This window comes from Halomonas sp. ML-15 (genome assembly GCF_014779595.1).
GTDB lineage: Bacteria > Pseudomonadota > Gammaproteobacteria > Pseudomonadales > Halomonadaceae > Franzmannia.
In genome coordinates this window covers 269,606-288,856 of record NZ_JACXZT010000002.1, presented here as the reverse complement: position 1 = coordinate 288,856, position 19,251 = coordinate 269,606, and the positions used below count along the sequence as shown (strand labels likewise).

Sequence of the window (19,251 nt, the reverse complement as noted above, 5' to 3'; positions counted from 1 at the left end):
GAAAAGTCTCCTATGGACGTGCGGAATCAGTTGGCTTCGGCGGTTTCTTCTTCGTTCTCATTCTCGTTCCGCTCGCGGGGCTTGTCCTCGCGGCGCGGACGCTTCTCTTCCGCCGGTTTCATCATCGGTGACGCTTCGGTGATGGCTTCCTTGCAGCGCACGACCAGGCTACGAATGATAGCGTCGTTGAAGCGGAAGATGTTCTCGATTTCATCGAGGGTCTCGCCGCGGCACTCGACGTTCATCATCACGTAGTGAGCCTTGTGGATCTTGTTGATCGGGTAGGCCATATGACGGCGACCCCAATCTTCCAGACGGTGTACGGTACCGCCGCCCTCTGTCACGAGAGTGGTGTAGCGCTCGACCATCGCCTGAACCTGTTCGCTCTGGTCCGGGTGGACCATGAACACGATTTCGTAATGGCGCATGCTAGCTCCTTTCGGTTTGACAGCTTCCTGAGGCCTGACGTGGCATGACCAGGGGAAGCAAGGAGGTGATAGTGGAAATACTGGCGCCCGTACGAAGGACGCACGGGCGCCAATATTCTAGGGATTAAACACCAAAATCGCAAGCTAAAGGAGTAGAAAAGCAGGGCAATCGCAGACAACGATACCACTGCTCGGGACTGAGGTGGCGCGAGGGACGCCGGGGGCAGGTCGAAGAGGGGGTTTGCGCCATGGATGGCGCAAGATAGCGCCCAGGGACGGGTTTACAGCGCCCCCTCGTAGGCCTGCCGCCGGGTCAGTCCTAAGCGGTCTCTTATCGACGCTAGTGCCTAAGGCAATTGCAAGCCAGCTCAAGATCGCCGCGCAGTTGAGCCCCGCTGACGCACCGCCTCGAACAGGCAGACCCCGGTGGCCACCGAGACGTTAAGGCTCGAGACGCTGCCGGCCATCGGCAGCTTGACCAGGCCGTCGCAGGCCTCACGGGTCAGACGCCGCATGCCCTTGCCCTCGGCGCCCATCACCAGCGCCGTGGCGCCGCTAAAATCCGCCTCGAACAGGCTCACCTCCGCCTCGCCGGCGGTGCCGGTGATCCACACGCCCAGCGACTTGAGCTTGGCCATGGCCCGGGCCAGGTTGGTGACCTGGTAAACCGGCACACTCTCTGCCGCACCACAGGCGACCTTGCGCACCGTGGCGTTGAGTGGAGCCGCCTTGTCCTTGGGCACGATCACCCCGTGGACCCCGGCGGCATCGGCGCTGCGCAGGCAGGCGCCGAAGTTGTGCACATCGGTCACGCCGTCGAGGATCAGCAGCAGCGGCGCGGGCGCCTCCTCGGGCCAGGCCTCTAGGCGCAGCCATAGCGAGGCTTCACCCTCTGCAGCTAGCGGCGTACAGAAGGCGACGATGCCCTGGTGGGCGGCCTCCTGAGCCAACTCATCGAGGATCTCGCGGGGCTGGCTGACCAGGCGCGTGCCGCGCTGCTGGGCAGTCTCGACCAGCTCGGCGAGCCGTGCGGCGGCACCGCCCTCCTGCACCCACAGCTCGCGGGGGCGCTCGCCACGGTCGAGCAGCGCACGCACCGCATGCACGCCGAAGACTGCATCCAGGCCGCCGGGGGATTGGGCCTTCTTGCCCCTCGACGACGGTTTGCGGCGCTTATGGATCGGCATCAGCGCTTATCGCCCTTCGGCTTGCGCGGACCGCGGCGGCGGCGCGGCTTGTCGCTCTTGTCAGCCTTGGCAGCAGGGGCATCAGACGCCGGCTTGCGACGCTTGGGCGGGCGCTGCGGCCGCGGCTTGTCATCGACCAGATCGAAGTCGATCTTGCGATCATCGAGGTCGACCCGCGCCACCTGCACGGTGACGCCGTCGCCCAGCCGGTAGGAGACCCCTGAGCGCTCGCCCTTGAGGCGGTGCTTTTCAGCCTCGTAGTGGTAGTAGTCGGAGGGCAGCGAGGTGACGTGGACCAGGCCCTCGACGTAGATGTCGTCGAGGCGCACGAAGATCCCGAACTGGGTCACCGAGGCAACGGTGCCGTCGTAGACCTCGCCGAGCTTGTCGGACATGAACTCGCACTTGAGCCAGTCTTCGACGTCGCGGGTGGCGTCGTCGGCGCGCCGCTCGGTCATCGAGCAGTGCTCGCCGAGCTCGATCATCTGCTCGAAGGTGTAGGGGCACCAGCTGCTCGGCGGATCCACCGGCGCGCCCTCGGCGCGCAGCACCGTGGCGGTCTGACGCGGACCGCGGATAACCGAGCGAATCGCGCGGTGAACCAGCAGATCCGGGTAGCGGCGAATCGGTGAGGTGAAGTGGGCGTAAGCCGGGTAGGCCAGGCCGAAGTGCCCCTCGTTGTGCGGCGAGTAGACCGCACGGTTCATCGAGCGCAGCATCACCGTCTGGATGATGTCGAAGTCGGGGCGGTCCTTGATCACCTCGCTCAGTGCCCGGTAGTCCTGCGGCGTCGGCTCGTCGCCGCCGCCCAGCGACAGGCCGAGCTCATTGAGGAACAGCCGCAGCTTGTCGAGTCGCTCCGGCGACGGCGGCTGGTGAATGCGATACAGCGCCGGCAGATCATGCTTGTCGAGGAAGCGTGCGGTGGCCACGTTGGCGGCCAGCATGCACTCCTCGATGATCTTGTGAGCATCGTTGCGCGAACGCGGCACGATATTCTCGATCTTGCGCTCATCGTTGAACAGGATGGCGGTTTCGGTGGTCTCGAACTCGATCGCGCCACGCTCACTGCGCGAACTGCGCAGCAGTTGATAGAGCGCATGCAGGTTCTCGAGGGAGGGCACCAGCTCGCGGTGCTCCTCGCGCAGCGCTTGGCGCTCGGGGCTCTCCTCGCTCTCGAGGATCTTGCCGACCTTGTTGTAGGTAAGCCGCGCATGGGAGCGGAACACCGCCTCGTAGAAGCGGTAGCGGCTGATCACCCCGCTCTGGGAGATATTCATCTCGCAGACCAGCGCCAGGCGATCGACGTCCGGATTCAGCGAGCAGAGTCCGTTGGAGAGCAGCTCCGGCAGCATCGGCACCACCTGACCGGGGAAGTACACCGAGTTGCCGCGAGTGTGGGCTTCCTGATCCAGAGCGCTGCCGGGACGCACATAGTGGGAGACGTCAGCGATCGCGACCAGCAGCTTCCAGCTGCCTGATTTGGTCTTCCAGGCGCATACCGCGTCATCGAAGTCCTTGGCGCTCTCGTCGTCGATGGTCACCAGCGGCACGTCGCGCAGGTCGATGCGGTGTGCCTTGTCGCCCTCGGCCACCTCCGCCGACATGCTGGCGATCTGGTCGGTCACATCGGGCGGAAACTCGGCGGGGATATCGTGGCTGCGGATGGCGATGTCGATCTCCATCCCCGGGTCCATGCGCTCGCCGAGCACCTCGACCACTTCGCCCACCGGCTGCACCCGAGTCTCGGGCTGCTTGACGATCTTGGCCGAAACGACCTGGCCGTCCTGGGCACCACCGCAGGCACTATGAGGGATGATCACTTCCTGGGAGATGCGCGAGTTCTCGGGGATCAGCACCCCGAACTCGTCGTTATTCTGACGATAGACGCCGACGATGGTCTGGGTGTTACGGGCGATGATCTCGGCAATGGTCGCCTCGTCGCGACCGCGGCGATCACGACCGCTGACCCTGACCAGCACGTGATCGCCGTGGAACACGCGACGCATCTGCCGAGGCGGCATCACCAGGTCGGGCTTCTTGCCATCGTCGCGAATCAGGAAACCGAAACCGTCGCGATGGCCGAGCACCTTGCCCTTGATCAGGTCAAGCTTGTTGATCAGCGCGTAGGCGCCGCGGCGGTCGCGCAGAATCTGACCGTCGCGCTCCATCGCCGCCAGGCGGCGGCGCACCGCCTCAAGCTGGTTCTCATCCTCGAGCCCCAGCATGCGGCTCATCTCCTCATGGGTGATGGGCTTGCCGCAATCTTCCAGTCGGGCCAGCAGATATTCTCGGCTGGGGACGGGGTTGTCGTACTTGTGGGCTTCACGTTCCGCGTGTGGGTCGTCGCTGAGCGTCCAATGAGTCATGCGAGGGGCGTCCTTGAAGAAATGCGCGCGAGGCACTGCGGGCGGGAGGCAATAATCGGTCGAATTGTCAATGTCATGGCGGCAGTATAGCGCCGCCGCTCTCTACACCCAACCCATAGCCGCTGCTCGGCATTTAGCCAAGCGCGTATTGGCGCGCTGACGTGCGCCAAAGCCGCGCTTGGGGCTTGCAATCAAGAGCGGAATAGGTATTATGCTCGCCACTTGCCCAGATGGCGGAATTGGTAGACGCGCTAGCTTCAGGTGCTAGTGTCCGTAAGGACGTGGAGGTTCAAGTCCTCTTCTGGGCACCAATCGACATCTTGCGATGTCACGGAATCCTAGATTCCACGCTCTTTATCAGCACTATGGTTCATGTTCGCCCAGGTGGCGGAATTGGTAGACGCGCTAGCTTCAGGTGCTAGTGTCCGTAAGGACGTGGAGGTTCAAGTCCTCTCCTGGGCACCACGCGAACATGACCACACGATACGCCCAGGTGGCGGAATTGGTAGACGCGCTAGCTTCAGGTGCTAGTGTCCGTAAGGACGTGGAGGTTCAAGTCCTCTCCTGGGCACCATACGTATCGTGTAAACGTTGATTGCAGCACCCCCTCTGCCCTATCTGTTACTCCCTACATCTTTCGCACCACCCGGCACTCGCCAGGGCGGCGTTTTCGCGTGGCTGCTAATCTCTAATCAAAGCGCCCCGGCAGCCTGGACACCTCTTCCAGCCCCCAGCCATCGGTTTCCACCCGGCTCTCTAGCCGCTGCGCCGCGGCCTCGGGCAGATTGGGGAAGAAGTCGAGCCCAGTGCGCGCCTCGATCTCGTCGATGCTGACCAGATAGTCGCCCAGAGGCTCATCGCCGGCGACCTCCTGGGGCATGATAAAGGCCAGCGCCAGCGGCTGTTCGGCGGGCACCACCAGGATCTTGTAGAAGGCCTCGGGAATCTCGACCAGCCCCACACGGTTGAAGATATTGTCCATGAAGCGCTCGGGAAACACCGGGCCGGTGATCACCTGCACCACGCCAAAGCGCGGCACGAAGTAGTCGATCACCGCCTCTTCGAGACGCTGCCAGAGGCGTCGATTGAGATCCGGTCGCTGCGGCGAGATATTGCTCATCAGAAAGCTCTGCGACTGGGCCTCGGCGCCGTGGACCGCGGCGATGGCGTAGTTGGGCGCCAGATGGCCGCGGTCGTAACCGCTGCCCAGGTAGCTGTCCGGGGTGATCGGCCACAGGGTCCGCCAGTCACGCTGGAAATTGGGCCGCGGCCCGGCACTCGGATCGTCCACCGCGTGCAGGGTGTAGCTGACCCACAGCGGATTGACGCGCAGATCCGACCACCCCACCAGGAAGCCGTCGTTGCGCAGCACCCGGTGCAGGCTGGTAGGCGTCGGCGACTCCCAGGTCGGCACGCCCATCCACACCAGCTGGTCGCGATACTCCTGCTCCTGGCTGTACCACAGGCCGGTACCCACCAACACGAACACCAGACTGATGCCGATCCCACGCGCCTGACGGCGCCAGCGTGATATGCGCCGCTTCATGCAGTAAACACTCGCTAACCCTCATATCCTTGCGCCCAGGGGCCGCACAGGCGGATGGCGTATCTCACCTCGCGCCCCGGTAAGTACTTACCAACCCACCGAGAACATCGTCTCCAGATCGTGGCGTGAATGCACCTGCATGGCATTGAGGGTCTCGGTCTCGCGAATGCCTTCGACCTGGTCGAGGCGCTCGGTGACCAGCTGCGCCAGGCCCTCGAAATCGCGGGTCCGGGCGATCGCCACCAGGTCGTAGCGGCCGCAGGTGGAGAACACTTCGCTGATGCCCTCGACATCGGCCAAGCGCTCGGCCACGGCCTTGATCTTGCCCTTCTCGGCGTTGATCAGAATCACGGCGTTCTGCATGGAGTCGCTCCTGAAATAGGGGGAAAAGCGCTGGCGGGAGTATAGCAGCGTGGCGCCCTCGGCGTCCTTTGCTCAAGGGTAACGCTAGGCTATCGCCGCTACGCTAGGCGAGGGACGCCGGCGGTAGGTCGAAGAGGGAGGAGAGGAGGCCTACCGGCGGATCAGTCCCGAGCGCTGAAGCAGCCGTCGCTCAGCCAGATGCTGCACTAGAGACACGGCGGCACGCCAATCACCGGAATCCCCACGAACAGCGTCGACACCGCCGAGAACAGATAGAGACCGGCCGATACCGCGGCCACGAAACGCGGCCTGCCCAGCTCATCGCGAGCCGCCTGCAGGCAGGCCCAGGCCAGCCAGGCGAGCAGTGCCGTGGTCGCCGCGGTGAGCAGGCCCAGCGTAACGTTGATGGCAGTCAACGCACCCTGCTGCGGCGCCGGCGGCGCCACCGCACAGGCCACCGAGAGCCCGCCATAGATCGCCACGAACCAGATACTCCACAGCGTCAGTCCGATGACCAGATGCAGCGGATGGGTCAGCGCCAGACGGCTCATGCGCTCCCCCCCAGCCACATTGGCATCACCAGGGTGGCGAACACCACGATCCAGTAAACCACCAGATTGTAACGCCACAGCCGGGCCACCACGGCTGGCTCGTAAGGCGCCTCGGCGCTAACGTAGCCGTAGCCGACGCGCAGCCCTTGGAGCAGGGTCAATACCGCCCCCAGCGCAGCGTGCAGAAGCACATAGATCAGGCCCAGCAGCAGCACCGCATCGTGGGCCGTCTCGGTGGCGGCGAGATCGGCCTGCCAGATCACCCCGATCAGCAGAGCTACCTGGGCGCCGCCCAGCGCGGTGACCATAAACAGACCCGACGCCAGGCCGTGGTCGTGCTGGCGACGCAGCCCACGCACCAGCTTCTCCAGCCACAGCGTGCCGACGCTTAGCGCCACCCCTGCCAGCACCATCAGCGGCAGCGATAGCGGCGTGGTGTCGGGCATGCTCCACTCGGGCGATACCGTCCACAGGTAGAACCAGCCGAACAGGTACGACAGGAAGAAGGAGCCGTTGGCGAGCAGCGCAATCGACATCGCCCACAGCCCGGGGCCGTCCATGGTCCGCGAGTGCAGCGGCGGATCGCCCGGCTGTACCCGGGCATCCGGCGCGGCCCTGGGGTGGGCGCCGTTCTCCCACGACCAGCGCAGCAGGAAGACCGCCGCCACCAGCGTAGCGAAGCCGGCCAGCGGGTAGAGTCGCACCAGCAAACATACGCACACCACCGCCAGCGCCAGCGCCGCAAACAGCGGCCACCAGGAGTTGCCCGGCAGATGGATGATCTCGCGTACCTTGCCGGTGAGCGGATCGCTGCCCCACAGCTCGCGACGGCCGTGGTCGATCACCGCCAGGTCATGCTGGCCCGCGGCGATGGTGCGCGGCAGGTCCGGGTCGTCCCACAGCGGGTGGCGGCTATCCACCCGCGGCAGACTGGCGAAGTTATAGGCGCTGGGCGGCATCGAGGTGGTCCACTCCAGGGTGTCGGCGTTCCACGGGTTGCGCGGCGCCGGCCGGCCGAAGCGGAAATGCAGGGCGATATCCAACAGCACCATGGCGATACCCGCCGACATCACGAAACCACCGATCGACGACAGCAGGTTGAAGATGTCCCAGCCCATCGCCGTCTCATAGGTGTAGATCCGTCGTGGCATGCCCAGCAGGCCGGTCCAGTGCATGATCAGGAAGGTAGCGTTGAAACCGAGGAAGGTTAGCCAGAAGCCCCAGCGTCCCAGGCGCTCGGAGGGCATGCGCCCGGAGAACAGCGGCAGCCAGTAGTAGAGGCCGGCCATCAGCGGGAACAGCATGCCGCCGACCAGCACATAGTGCATATGCGCGACCACGAAGTGGGTGTCGTGTACCTGCCAGTTGAAGGGTACCAGCGCCAGCATCACCCCGGTCAGACCACCGCATACGAAGATGATCAGGAAGCCGAGCACCCACAGCATCGGCAGCTTCATCACCGGTCGCCCCAGCCATAGCGTGGCCAGCCATACGAATACCTGGATCGCCGTGGGCACCGCCACCAGCATGCTGGCCGCGGAGAAGAACGCCTGGGCCAGCTGCGGAATGCCCACCGTGAACATATGGTGCACCCAGAGCCCGAAGCTGATGAAGCCGGTGACGATGATCGCCACCACCACCCAGCGATAGCCGACGATGGGGCGCCCGGCGAAGACCGGAATCAGCGTCGAGACGATCCCCGCCGCGGGCAGGAAGATGATATAGACCTCGGGGTGGCCGAATAGCCAGAACAGGTGCTGCCAGAGGATCGGATCACCGCCGGCGGCGACCTCGAAGAACGGCATGCCCACCGCGCGCTCGAGCTCGAGCATGACGCTGGCCAGGATCAGCGGCGGAAAACCGACCACGATCATCAGCGCCATGGCCAGGATGTACCAGGCGAACAGCGGCATCTTGTCCAGCGACATGCCGCGGGTGCGGGTACGCAGGATCGAGACCACCAGCTCGACCCCGGCAGACAGCGCCGATATCTCGATGAAGGTGATACCCAGCAGCCAGAAGTCGGACCCCGGCCCCGGCGCAAACTCGCCGCTGCTCAGCGGGGTATACATGAACCAGCCGCTGTCCGGCGCCATCTCCAGGAACAGGCTCGAGGTGAGGATGATGCCGCCAAACAGATAGCACCAGTAGCCCAGCGAGGTGAGGCGCGGGCAGACCAGGTCGCGGGCACCGATCATCTTGGGGATCATGTAGATCGCCAGGCCCTCGAGCATGGGGATGGCGAACAGGAACATCATCACCGTGCCGTGCATGGTGAAGACCTGGTTGTAGATCTCCGGCGACATGAACTCCTGGTCGGGGAAGGCCAGCTGGGTGCGCACCAGCATCGCCAGGATCCCGCCGATCAGGAAGAACACCATCCCGGTGACCATGAAACGCAGGCCCAGGGTGGTGTGGTTGACGATGGTCAGCGCCTTGAGGCCGCGCGGATTGCCCCACACCTCATGCATGTCCTCATGCAGGCGCTGGGGGTCTTGCGGCGTTGCCGTCTGGGCGGTCTCGCTCATGGGCTCAGGGTCTCCAGCCAGGCGCCGAGCGCATCCAGCGTCTCGGCATCGAGGTGGTCATGGGACGGCATACGGTTGCCGGGCTTGAGCTGCTGATGGTGGCGCAGCCAGTAGGCGATGGCGCCCTCCTCCATGGCCAGTCGCCCGGCGCCGAGGTTGACGCGGTCACCGATATCGCTGAGGTCCGGGCCCTGCTGGCCGTCGCTCACCCCGGCCACCCGGTGGCAGCTGGCGCAGTGCTCGACGAAGGCCTCCTGAGCGGTATCGTCGGGCGGCTCAGGCGGCGACTGGCGTGCAGCCAGCCAGGCCTCGAAGTCGTCCCGCGGCATGGCCTCCACGTGCAGCTGCATATTGGTGTGCTGAGCGCCGCAGAACTCGGCGCACTGGGCGCCGAACACCCCGGCGAAGTCGGCCTCGAGGCGGATCACGTTGGTGCGCCCCGGGATCATGTCGATCTTGCCGCCCAGACGCGGGATCCAGAAGGCGTGGATCACATCGGCTCCGGTGACATGAAAGTCCACCGGCTCGCCCACCGGCATCATCAGCTGATTCGAAGTCACCACCTCGCCGCCCTCGGCGTCGGGATAGCGCACCTCCCACCACCACTGGTGGCCGATCACCTCAATGCGCTCGGCCTGCTGGCCGTCGGGGAGCGGCAGGGGCAGCATGCGCTGTCCCACGGGCACTCCAAACGCCAGCAGCACCACGATCGACAGCCCCGGCAGCAGCAGCCCGCCGCCGATGATCCAGCGCCGCGCGATACGCTGCTCGTCGCGGGTCGAGCGCTCTGCGCGCTGGCCCCCGCGGAAGGCGTACAGCCACAGCAGCGTGATCACCACCAGCACCACGGTCGAGAAGGCCAGCATGCCCCACCACAGCCAGGCCACCTCGCGCGCGGCCTGGCCGGCCGGGTCGAGAATCGAACGGTCGCCGCTGCAGCCGGATAGCGCCAGTCCCAGCCACGCTACCAGGGCGAGCGAACCGCGGTTGACCCACCGTCGCAGGACGCGTTGAATGCCAGGTACCCCTTTCGTATCGCTGGCGCAGAGGACGCGACCATGGCCAAGAGCTCTCCTCCCAAGACCCCACAGCGCTCGATCAAGAGCCGCGCCTCCTTCGCCGGCCACCCGCTGCATCCGGTGATGATCCACTTCCCGGTGGCCGCGCTGATGGCGCTGGTGGTCAGCGACCTGGGCTACCTCTACAGCGGCGATCCGTTCTGGGCCCGCGCCAGCCTGTGGCTGGCCGGCGTCGGCGCCTTCGGCGGCTGGATCGCCAGCATCGCGGGCATCATCGACCTGGTCACGGTCAAGCGCATTCGCCGCCTGATTACCGGCTGGAGTCACGCCATCATCGCGGTGATGATGCTCTCGCTGGCCTCGCTCAACTGGCTGTTTCGGCTCGATGATCCCAGCGACCTGCTGCCCTGGGGACTGGCCCTGTCGTTGCTGACCGCGGCGATGATCGCCCTGGCCGGCTGGCTCGGCGGCCAGCTGGTCTATGAGCATGCGGTGGGTGTCGACGTCGACGACTGAGCACGGCCCCGGCGTTTGCTGCATTCGGCGTCTCCTCATGAGTGGCGTCAGGCGAACGGCTTGGCCAATACCAGTGCGATAACGGTGAGCATCAGCAGCGACGCCAGCGCTGCCGTCAGCGCGCTAAGCGTCCATACCCCCCGCCAGTGGTTCTGCTCAACGCGCAGTATCAACCAACCGCACAGCGCATGGCACAGCACCATGCCCATCACCGCGGCGAGCTTGAGCACCAGCCAGCCGCCGGCCAGGCCATAGATCAGGAACAGCAGCGTGCCGGAAGCAATCGCCAGCAGCGCCGCCGGGGTCGCGGCACTATTGAAAAGGAAGCGGGGAATGGGCGGCGCATCGTGATCGAAGCCACCATCGGCGCGCTGGCGCACGCTGGCCATCAGCAGAGCAGGAAGGTAGAGCAGCGCCCCGCACCAGCAGACCAGTGCGGCGATATGCACGAACTTGATCCAGGGCATGGCGGCATCCTTGCGTAGCGATTCGAATCAGGTCGTCAATAAACCCACCCTACCCCAGCCCCAGCTGGTGGCCAAGGGGCGGCGTTCACGCTGACGGCGACTCCAGCGCCAGCAGCCGAGCCTTGAGCGCCTCACCGCCGCTGTAGCTGCCCAAACCGTCGGCGGCCACCACCCGGTGGCAAGGGATCAGCAGCGGCAGCGGATTGGCGCCGTTGGCCGCACCAATCGCGCGCGCCGCCCCTTCACGCCCCAGGCGCCTGGCCAACTCACCGTAGGTGCGCGTCTCGCCGTAGGGGATGCGCAGCAGTGCTGCCCACACCTGACGCTGGAAATCACTGCCCTGGGGCGCCAGCTCAAGGCTGAAGCTGCGTCTGCGTCCATCCAGATAGGCCAGCACCTGCTCACGCGCCATGTCGAAGGCAGCATCGTCGCGCTGCCATGTGTCGCCGATCTCGAGGCTCGCCTCGCCGTCGAGCAGTACCAGGTGGGCCAGGCCAGACTGATCGCCGGCCAGCAGGATCTCGCCAAACGGCGAGGCGAACTGGGTGTAACGCATGACGTCTCCTTGTACTGAACCATGATGGCACCGTAGCTAGCGCGACATCTCGACGCAGATTCGCGAAACACAGGCCAGATGCTCTAGCATGAGAGGCGAACTGCAAGGCGCAAGCATTGTCATATACTCGTCGATGACGGGCTCGCTCGTTGTAGGATAGCGCCAGTCTCGGACCATGTTTCGAGGCGCGCGGCAGGGCAGTCAACGCTTGCCCTATATTAGAGGCGGACACCGCCCGATTATGGTCGGCCTTCGGCCACCATCACGAACCGTGAAAGGAGTCTTCGCCGCCCCTGGCAGGGCGCAACGAAACTCCAAATAAAGATGATAAGGAGATACCATGGCTAACCAGAGTCGTCGTGACTTTATGCGTAACAGTCTGCTGGGCATGGCCGCCCTGCCGCTGGGCGCGGGCATTCTATCCAAGAGCGCCTTCGCCGACAGCCTGCCGCGTCTCGACCCGGAAGCCCCTGAGGCTGAAGCACTCAACTACGTGGAAGACGCCAGCGATGCCAGCGATCACCCCGCCTATGAAGAGGGCGAACGCTGCGATAACTGCATGTTCTACACCGAAGCGAACGAAGGCTGCACACTGTTCCCGGAAAACAGCGTCGAACCTGCTGGCTGGTGTCAGTCCTGGGTCGAGATGAACGGCTGATAGGTAACAACCTTTAGTGCCTCTCAAGAACGCCGCCCAGTGCGGCGTTCTTGCTTATCACACTCGCTCACGCCGGTTCGCGGTGGCTTTCGTCGGGTAGCGGCCACTGATAGCGGCGCACCACCTCACCCTCTTCTACCGACTCCAGGCGTACCGCAAAGCCCCATAGCTGATGCAGATGGCGCATCACCGGGTAGACGCTCTTGGCCAGCGGCCGGCGACGATCCTGCACGTGACGCAGGGTCAAGGAACGATCGCCGCGAATATCGGCAGCGTAGATCTGGATATTGGGCTCGCGTACCGACAGCGCATACTGCACCGACAGCGCCTCGCGCACCCGCTGATAGCCCCGCTCGTCGTGTATGGCGCTGACCTCGAGCATCTCATCCTGATCATCATCGACCACGCTGAACAGCTTGAGGTCACGGATCACCTTGGGCGACAGGAACTGCTGGATAAAGGATTCATCCTTGAAGTTGCGCATGGCAAAGTGCAGGGTCTCCAGCCAGTCGCTACCGGCGATATCGGGAAACCACTCACGATCTTCATCGGTGGGCGCCTGGCAGATACGCTTGATGTCGCTGAACATGGCAAACCCCAAGGCGTAGGGGTTGATGCCACTATAGTGGGGGCTATCGAAGTCGGGCTGGTTGACCACCGCGGTGTGCGACTGCAGAAACTCGAGGATCAGCCCCTCATCGACCAGGCCATCGTCGAACATGCGGTTCATCAGGGTGTAGTGCCAGAAGGTCGCCCAGCCCTCGTTCATCACCTGAGTCTGGCGCTGAGGATAGAAGTACTGCGCCAGCTTGCGCACGATGCGCACGATCTCGCGCTGCCAGGGCGCCAGCAGCGGCGCGTTCTTCTCGATAAAATAGAGCAGGTTTTCCTGAGGCTCCGGCGGATAGCGCTGGTACTGATGAAGGCCGAGGGGGTCGTCATCATCCGGCATTGATGCCTCAGGCTCATCCCCCCCGAGGTTGGGAATGGTCCGCCACAGGGTGTTGACCTGGGCTTGAAGATACGCCTCGCGCTCCTTCTGGCGCTGGGCCTCTTCGGCTGCCGAAATCGGCGATGGCCGCTTGTAGCGATCGACCCCATAGTTCTGCAGCGCATGGCAGGCATCGAGCAGCTGCTCCACCGCCACCACCCCGTGGCGCTCTTCGCACTCGGCGACGTACTTCCGCGCGAACACCAGGTAGTCGACGATCGAGGAGGCATCGGTCCAGGCACGGAACAGGTAGTTGCCCTTGAAGAAGGAGTTGTGGCCATAGCAGGCATGAGCTATCACCAACACCTGCATCATCAGGGTGTTCTCCTCCATCAGGTAGGCGATACAGGGGTCGGAGTTGATCACCAGCTCATAGGCCAGGCCCATCTGGCCGCGCCGATAGGCCTGCTCCACAGCCAGGAACTGCTTGCCAAACGACCAGTGGTGATAGCCTACCGGCATGCCCACACTAGCGTAGGCGTCCATCATCTGCTCGGAAGTGATGACCTCGATCTGGTTGGGGTAGGTATCGAGGCGATACTCGTCGGCCAGCCGCGCAATCTCGCGCTCGAACTCGTCAAGAATCTCGAAATTCCAGTCCGACCCGCTGGCGATAGGCTTGCGTGATGTCATGCGCTGTCCTCCCCGCTGTACGATCAGGCCTCTTCTCGACGCCTGAACAGCTCGCGGAATACCGGATAGATATCGTTGCCTTCGACGATCTGACGCATGGCGAAGCGCGAGGGGAAGCGCGCCGCCACCGTTTCGTACTCCTCCCATAGCGCCTGGTGGGCGTGGGGGGTGATCTCGACGTAGGTGAAATACTGCAGCCGCGGCATCAGCGATTTGAGCAGCAGATCGCGACAGGTAGTGGAGTCGTCATCCCAGTTATCACCGTCCGAGGCCTGGGCCACATAGAGATTCCACTGCCCAGGTGGATAGCGATCGGTGATGATCTCGTCGACCAGCGTCAGCGCGCTGGAGACGATGGTCCCGCCGGTCTCGCGGGAGTAGAAGAACTCCTCCTCGTCGACCTCCTTGGCCGCGGTGTGGTGACGTACAAAGACCAGCTCCACCTTCTCGTAGTTGCGCTCGAGAAACAGATAGAGCAGCAGAAAGAAGCGCTTGCCGATGTCCTTATGGGCCTGAGTCATCGAGCCAGAGACGTCCATGATGCAGAACATCACCGCCTTATTGGAGGGCTGCGGCTGGTTGGTGAGGTTGTTGTAGCGCAGGTCGTAGGTATCGATGAAGGGCACCGCCTCGAGGCGCTTCTCGAGACGCTCGATCTCGGCCTTGAGTTCATTGATACGCGCCGGATTGCGCAGCACCGCATCCTTGCGCTCCTCGGCTTCCAGCGCCTCCTGGGCCTCGCGCAGGGCGCGGCGAATCGGCGCACGCATGGCGATGCGCCGCGCCTGAGCCTCACGCATCGAACGTACGATATTGATCCGCGCCGGCACCCCATCGCGAGAGATCCCGGCGCGCACCGGGCGCACCTCCTCGAGATCCATCAGCTGCTTGCGCTCCAGGTGCGGCAGTTCCAGACCGTCGAACACGAAGTCGAGAAACTCCTCGCGGGTCAGGCTGAAGGCAAACTCGTCCATCCCCTCGCCTTGATTGGAGGCGTTGCCCTCACCGGCACCGCCGCCGCCACCGCCACCCGGACGGCGCAGGCGATCGCCTTCGACGAACTCCTTGTTGCCCGGCGCGACGATGGTGCGCTGACCGCCCTGGCCATGCTGAAACACCGGTTCGGAGATATCGCGGGAGGGAATCGAGACTTTCTCGCCGCGCTCCATATCGGTGATCGAGCGGCGGTTGACGGCCTCCTCCACCGAGCGCTTGATGTGCGTGCGGTAGCGGTCGAGGAAGCGCTGCCGATTGACCGCGCTCTTGTGCTTGGCGTTGGCTCGCCGATCGATGAAATAGGTCATGCCGACCTCCTCTGTTCACCTGCCGCGGCTGCAGGAACTAGCGCTTCCGCACGGCATATTGGCCGCCTGGCCAGGCGCTAGACGCTTTAAGCCTACTGCGACTTGCGAACCCGCAGGTACCACTCGGAGAGCAGCCGCACCTGCTTCTCGGTATAGCCGCGGTCGACCATCCGTGCGACGAAGTCCTCGTGCTTGCGCTGATCCGCCTGTGACGCCTTGGCGTTGAACGAGATCACCGGCAGCAGTTCCTCGGTATTGGCGAACATCTTCTTCTCGATCACCCCGCGCAGTTTCTCGTAGGACTGCCAGCTGGGGTTCATGCCGTTGTTCTGGGCACGCGCGCGGAGCACGAAGTTGACCACCTCGTGGCGGAAGTCCTTGGGATTGGAGATCCCCGCCGGCTTCTCGATCTTCTCCAGCTCGTCGTTGAGCGACTGACGGTTGAACAGCTCGCCGGTCTCGGGATCGCGGTACTCCTGATCCTGGATCCAGAAGTCGGCGTAGGTGACGTAGCGGTCGAAGATATTCTGGCCATACTCGGAGTAGGACTCGAGATAGGCGGTCTGGATCTCCTTGCCGATGAAGTCGACGTAGCGCGGCGCCAGGTACTCCTTGATGTAGCGCAGATAGCGCTCATGGGCTTCCTTGGGCAGTTGCTCCTGCTCGAGGCGTTGCTCCAGAACATACAGCAGATGCACCGGGTTGGCGGCAATCTCGTGGGTGTCGAAGTTGAACACCTTGGAGAGGATCTTGAAGGCAAAACGGGTCGAAAGCCCCTCCATACCCTCGTCGACTCCGGCGGCGTCACGGTACTCCTGGATCGATTTGGCCTTGGGGTCGGTATCCTTGAGATTCTCGCCATCGTAAACGCGCATCTTGGAGTAGACGCTGGAGTTTTCCGGCTCCTTGAGCCGCGACAGCACCGAGAACTGCGCCAGCATGCGCAGAGTGTCCGGCGCACAGGGAGCCTGACTGAGCGACGAGTGCTCGAGCAGCTTCTGGTAGATCTTGACCTCTTCGGTGGCGCGCAGGCAGTAGGGCACCTTGACGATATAGACGCGATCGAGGAAGGCCTCGTTATTGCGGTTATTGCGGAACGCCTGCCACTCACTCTCGTTGGAGTGGGCCAGTACCACGCCATCGAAGGGGATCGCCCCCATGCCCTCGGTAGGGTTGTAGTTGCCCTCCTGGGTGGCAGTCAGTAGCGGATGCAGCACCTTGATCGGTGCCTTGAACATCTCGACGAACTCCATCAACCCCTGGTTGGCCTTGCACAACCCACCGGAGAAACTGTAGGCATCCGGGTCATCCTGGGAATAGAGCTCGAGCTGGCGGATATCGACCTTACCCACCAGCGAGGAGATATCCTGATTGTTCTCATCGCCGGGCTCGGTCTTGGAGATTGCGATCTGGTTGAGCCGCGACGGATAGAGCCTGACCACCTTGAACTGCGAGATATCGCCACCGTACTCCTTGAGGCGTTTGGCGGCCCAGGGCGACATCACGCTTTTTAGATAGCGCTGGGGGATGCCGTACTCCTTCTCGAGTAGCTCACCGTCCTCTTCCGGTGAGAACAGCCCCAGCGGCGACTCGAACATCGGCGAGCCCTTGATGGCGTAGAACGGCACCCGCTCCATCAGTAGCTTGAGGCGCTCGGCCAGTGATGACTTACCCCCGCCCACTGGCCCCAGCAGGTAGAGAATCTGCTTCTTCTCCTCCAGACCCTGAGCGGCGTGGCGGAAGTAGGAGACGATCTGCTCGATCGCCTCCTCCATGCCATAGAACTCGGAAAATGCCGGATAGCGGCGGATCACCTTGTTGGAGAAGATCCGCGACAGCCGGGAGTCCTTGGCGGTATCGATCACCTCGGGCTCACCGATCGCCACTAGCATCCGCTCGGCGGCGGTAGCATAGGCGGTGGGCTCGCTGCGACACAGTTCCAAGTATTCCTGCAGGCTGATTTCTTCCTGCTGAACGCGTTCGTAGCGGTTCTGCACATGATCGAAGATGCTCATCGAAGCCTCCTTAAGCGCGGACCCTCGGCGGCAGCGTCAAACCCCATGCCGGTCGAGGTGACTCTATCAGCGTAGACAGAATTAGACGGCGCCGGATGAATACAGCCTCCGCCGATTCAACGCTAATCGCCTCGACAGGGCCCGTTACCCCTCAGAGCGCGTTTCTTCGAGCAAGTTCGTTGAATACCGTTAATCATGTTCAATGCTTGAGGCGTCACTGTGTCGCAGGCCGGAGGAGCCGGCGTGGCCATCTCGTGTCGAACGCCTGGCAGGCATCAGCGAGCCGCCTGCTCACGCACCGCGTCGATATCCCAATCGCGCATCAACGTTACCGCGACATCCTCGGAGTCTACATTCTGCCCCGTTATCTGCATCAGGATACGGCTATCCAGCAGCATGGAGACCTCTACCCGGGAGCGATCAGGTTCCCATTTGACGATAGCCGTCTCTCTCCCCATGCGCTCCCGCTCCAGCTCGGGCTGAGCCGCGATTAGTGCCGGATTGTTGAACATTGCGGCCATGCCCTGAACCATGGGATTGTCGACCATCAAGGTCGCTTCCATCTGACCGTTGCCGTCATCCTCCCGATACTGGCGTTCGAGCATCGCGCCGCCGCCGCCCAGCAAGGCGGCAGCCCCACCGTTCCCGGCTGAATGCGCCTCCTCGGCGCTCCAGCCCGCCGGGGGCTCGGGAAAGGTTTCGGCGATGCGCCCGGATACCAGACTGCGGATATCGTTGATCGCGAATTCCAGTTCGGCGATGGCACCGCCATAATCCTCTTCCTGATAAAGTTCGAGGCCCAGCTCGATCTGTTCGACCACGTCATCGGCCAACGCCGAAGCGGTGACCGGTAGCGTCAGAACAGACCCCAGCAGCGCAATACCCAGAGTGCGTTTGTTATGCATGCTCGCCTTCCCCTTTAATGTGGCATGTCGACTCAGCAACCGATCAAGTTGCCGGCTTATTCATCATCCAGCGTAACCAGCGCAGATCCCCCACCAGCCGCACGTCATCCTCACCGCTGGCATCGATGCTGTACTTGTCATTTATTTGCTGCCAGCCCGCTCAGCATTGCTCAACGTGAGGCCTCCGCCCCCTGCGTTTCGCTGCCGCTGCCTGTCGCACCCGCACCGGTGGCCTTGCCCTTGAGCGTACGGAACTTGGCGGAGAGGCCATCCAGCTTGGCCTCCCACTCCGGGTCGGGGGTCTGACCCTCGATGGTCTTGAAGTAGGCCTGCATCATGCAGGTGATGGCGAAAGGCTCCAGCACCGCCACCTTGACGCTCCAGGCGAACAGCAGCGCCACGATAACGCCAGTGGCCGACCAGCCGCCGGGAATCAGATAGGCCACCAGGGCCGCCGGCGCCAACATGATCAGAAAGATGACGAAGGAGAGGCCGTAGACGATCAACGCCAGCCAGGCGGCATTCTTGAACATCGGCTTGAGGTTCTGGCCGTACAGCACCAGCCCATCCCGGGAGGCGCCCCAGGGATTCTCGGCTCGAGTACGAAAGCTATAGGCCAGGATCACCTCGTCGATAAACCCCACGGCGATGCGCAAGAACATCTGCAACAGCCGCAAGAACTGCCGCGCGCCGGGAATCGGCAGCAAGCCGAAGATGCCGCGGACCAGGCCGGTGAGGACGCGCAGCACGCCCTTGATCAACTGATCCACAGCGAACAGCGCACTGGCCTGACCAAAGCGCTCCTTGACCGACGCGCTGGCATGCTGAATCTGGCTGCGCCCATGGGGCAACGACTGGCCGTCGAGCAGTTCCACCAGCACGGCGATATGCCCGGCCTTGACCATGTAGAGCAGGTACTCGCGCAGCACATACATCACCACGCCGACGATACCGAAGCCGGCAACGCCGCCCCAGAAGGTGCTGGCGGCGCGAAAGCCCTCGTCGCCCAAGCCGCCGATGCCCCAGCCGACCCCGGCGCCGACGCCGGTCATCAGCACGTAGGCCAGCGCGACGCCGAAATAGACCGCCAGCCGAAAAAGCACGAATGGCAGCGTCTTGACCATCAGGCCAAGGGCCTTGCCGATGCTGAAATCCCACATGATGCCCCCCTGCGCAGAAAGCGTATTGTTGGTTGTCTGGGCTAGCGCGTTGCGC

General features: G+C 63.6%; 17 protein-coding genes and 3 tRNA genes. 5 read left to right on the top strand and 15 right to left on the bottom strand.

Annotated elements, in window-relative coordinates; all coding sequences use genetic code 11:
* Nucleotides 1–26: 26 nt before the first annotated feature.
* The 3 genes from rpsF to rnr all read right to left on the bottom strand — a co-directional run bounded on the left by rpsF (nt 27) and on the right by rnr (nt 3,984).
* The gene (gene rpsF, locus IEI94_RS02965) at nt 27–428 is read right to left on the bottom strand and encodes a 30S ribosomal protein S6 (RefSeq protein ID WP_191165405.1); all 402 of its coding nucleotides are present in this window, start codon (nt 426–428) and stop codon (nt 27–29) included.
* Between the two features lie 368 nt (nt 429–796).
* A complete protein-coding gene (gene rlmB / locus IEI94_RS02960; protein ID WP_191165403.1) occupies nt 797–1,615 on the bottom strand; it encodes a 23S rRNA (guanosine(2251)-2'-O)-methyltransferase RlmB in 819 nt (272 codons plus the stop codon).
* Entirely contained in the window at nt 1,615–3,984 is a 2,370-nt protein-coding gene (rnr, locus tag IEI94_RS02955; RefSeq protein WP_191165401.1) for a ribonuclease R, read from the bottom strand. The genes rlmB and rnr overlap by 1 nt, the downstream gene beginning before the upstream one ends.
* A 224-nt stretch (nt 3,985–4,208) precedes the next feature.
* Between rnr and IEI94_RS02950 the strand changes: the two genes are divergently transcribed.
* The 3 genes from IEI94_RS02950 to IEI94_RS02940 all read left to right on the top strand — a co-directional run bounded on the left by IEI94_RS02950 (nt 4,209) and on the right by IEI94_RS02940 (nt 4,558).
* A tRNA-Leu gene (locus IEI94_RS02950) sits at nt 4,209–4,295 on the top strand.
* A gap of 67 nt (nt 4,296–4,362) precedes the next feature.
* Nucleotides 4,363–4,449 (top strand) — tRNA-Leu (locus IEI94_RS02945).
* Nucleotides 4,450–4,471: 22 nt separating this feature from the next.
* Nucleotides 4,472–4,558: transfer RNA gene (locus IEI94_RS02940), tRNA-Leu, on the top strand.
* 114 nt (nt 4,559–4,672) lie between these two features.
* Here IEI94_RS02940 and IEI94_RS02935 read toward each other — a convergent pair.
* From IEI94_RS02935 to coxB, 5 genes are all read right to left on the bottom strand, one after another.
* Nucleotides 4,673–5,530 carry a DNA/RNA non-specific endonuclease gene (locus tag IEI94_RS02935; RefSeq protein ID WP_191165399.1) on the bottom strand — a complete coding sequence of 286 codons (858 nt, stop codon included), beginning with the start codon at nt 5,528–5,530 and terminating at the stop codon, nt 4,673–4,675.
* Between the two features lie 87 nt (nt 5,531–5,617).
* The gene (locus IEI94_RS02930) at nt 5,618–5,893 is read right to left on the bottom strand and encodes an Lrp/AsnC family transcriptional regulator (protein WP_076746515.1); all 276 of its coding nucleotides are present in this window, start codon (nt 5,891–5,893) and stop codon (nt 5,618–5,620) included.
* Nucleotides 5,894–6,099: 206 nt separating this feature from the next.
* On the bottom strand, nt 6,100–6,444 hold the full coding sequence (locus tag IEI94_RS02925; protein WP_191165397.1) for a hypothetical protein: 345 nt from the start codon (nt 6,442–6,444) through the stop codon (nt 6,100–6,102).
* Nucleotides 6,441–8,972, bottom strand: coding sequence for a cytochrome c oxidase subunit I (gene ctaD / locus IEI94_RS02920; RefSeq protein ID WP_191165395.1), 2,532 nt, complete (start codon nt 8,970–8,972; stop codon nt 6,441–6,443). The genes IEI94_RS02925 and ctaD overlap by 4 nt, the downstream gene beginning before the upstream one ends.
* The gene (coxB, locus tag IEI94_RS02915) at nt 8,969–9,892 is read right to left on the bottom strand and encodes a cytochrome c oxidase subunit II (protein WP_318153355.1); all 924 of its coding nucleotides are present in this window, start codon (nt 9,890–9,892) and stop codon (nt 8,969–8,971) included. The genes ctaD and coxB overlap by 4 nt, the downstream gene beginning before the upstream one ends.
* A gap of 138 nt (nt 9,893–10,030) precedes the next feature.
* On the opposite strand from coxB, the gene IEI94_RS02910 reads away from it, so the two are divergent.
* Nucleotides 10,031–10,507, top strand: coding sequence for a DUF2231 domain-containing protein (locus IEI94_RS02910; protein WP_191165392.1), 477 nt, complete (start codon nt 10,031–10,033; stop codon nt 10,505–10,507).
* Between the two features lie 47 nt (nt 10,508–10,554).
* Here the strand turns inward: IEI94_RS02910 and IEI94_RS02905 are convergent, their stop codons facing one another.
* Both IEI94_RS02905 and IEI94_RS02900 read right to left on the bottom strand, forming a co-directional pair.
* Entirely contained in the window at nt 10,555–10,974 is a 420-nt protein-coding gene (locus tag IEI94_RS02905; RefSeq protein WP_191165390.1) for a CopD family protein, read from the bottom strand.
* An 85-nt stretch (nt 10,975–11,059) separates the two neighbouring features.
* Nucleotides 11,060–11,530, bottom strand: a complete 471-nt coding sequence (locus IEI94_RS02900; RefSeq protein WP_191165388.1) for a methylated-DNA--[protein]-cysteine S-methyltransferase — start codon at nt 11,528–11,530, stop codon at nt 11,060–11,062.
* Between the two features lie 340 nt (nt 11,531–11,870).
* Between IEI94_RS02900 and IEI94_RS02895 the strand changes: the two genes are divergently transcribed.
* Nucleotides 11,871–12,188 carry a high-potential iron-sulfur protein gene (locus tag IEI94_RS02895; protein ID WP_191165386.1) on the top strand — a complete coding sequence of 106 codons (318 nt, stop codon included), beginning with the start codon at nt 11,871–11,873 and terminating at the stop codon, nt 12,186–12,188.
* Between the two features lie 67 nt (nt 12,189–12,255).
* Here IEI94_RS02895 and IEI94_RS02890 read toward each other — a convergent pair whose 3' ends face one another.
* The 5 genes from IEI94_RS02890 to IEI94_RS02870 form a co-directional block, all read right to left on the bottom strand.
* On the bottom strand, nt 12,256–13,812 hold the full coding sequence (locus tag IEI94_RS02890) for a SpoVR family protein (protein ID WP_191165384.1): 1,557 nt from the start codon (nt 13,810–13,812) through the stop codon (nt 12,256–12,258).
* Between the two features lie 23 nt (nt 13,813–13,835).
* The gene (locus tag IEI94_RS02885; protein ID WP_191165383.1) at nt 13,836–15,116 is read right to left on the bottom strand and encodes a YeaH/YhbH family protein; all 1,281 of its coding nucleotides are present in this window, start codon (nt 15,114–15,116) and stop codon (nt 13,836–13,838) included.
* Between the two features lie 92 nt (nt 15,117–15,208).
* Nucleotides 15,209–17,131 (bottom strand): PrkA family serine protein kinase, encoded by a 1,923-nt coding sequence (locus IEI94_RS02880; RefSeq protein WP_191165381.1) that lies wholly within the window; start codon nt 17,129–17,131, stop codon nt 15,209–15,211.
* Nucleotides 17,132–17,406: 275 nt separating this feature from the next.
* Nucleotides 17,407–18,036: a hypothetical protein gene (locus IEI94_RS02875; RefSeq protein WP_191165379.1), complete on the bottom strand. Its 630-nt coding sequence runs from the start codon at nt 18,034–18,036 to the stop codon at nt 17,407–17,409.
* A 170-nt stretch (nt 18,037–18,206) separates the two neighbouring features.
* Nucleotides 18,207–19,196 carry a hypothetical protein gene (locus IEI94_RS02870; protein ID WP_191165377.1) on the bottom strand — a complete coding sequence of 330 codons (990 nt, stop codon included), beginning with the start codon at nt 19,194–19,196 and terminating at the stop codon, nt 18,207–18,209.
* Nucleotides 19,197–19,251 lie beyond the last annotated feature (55 nt).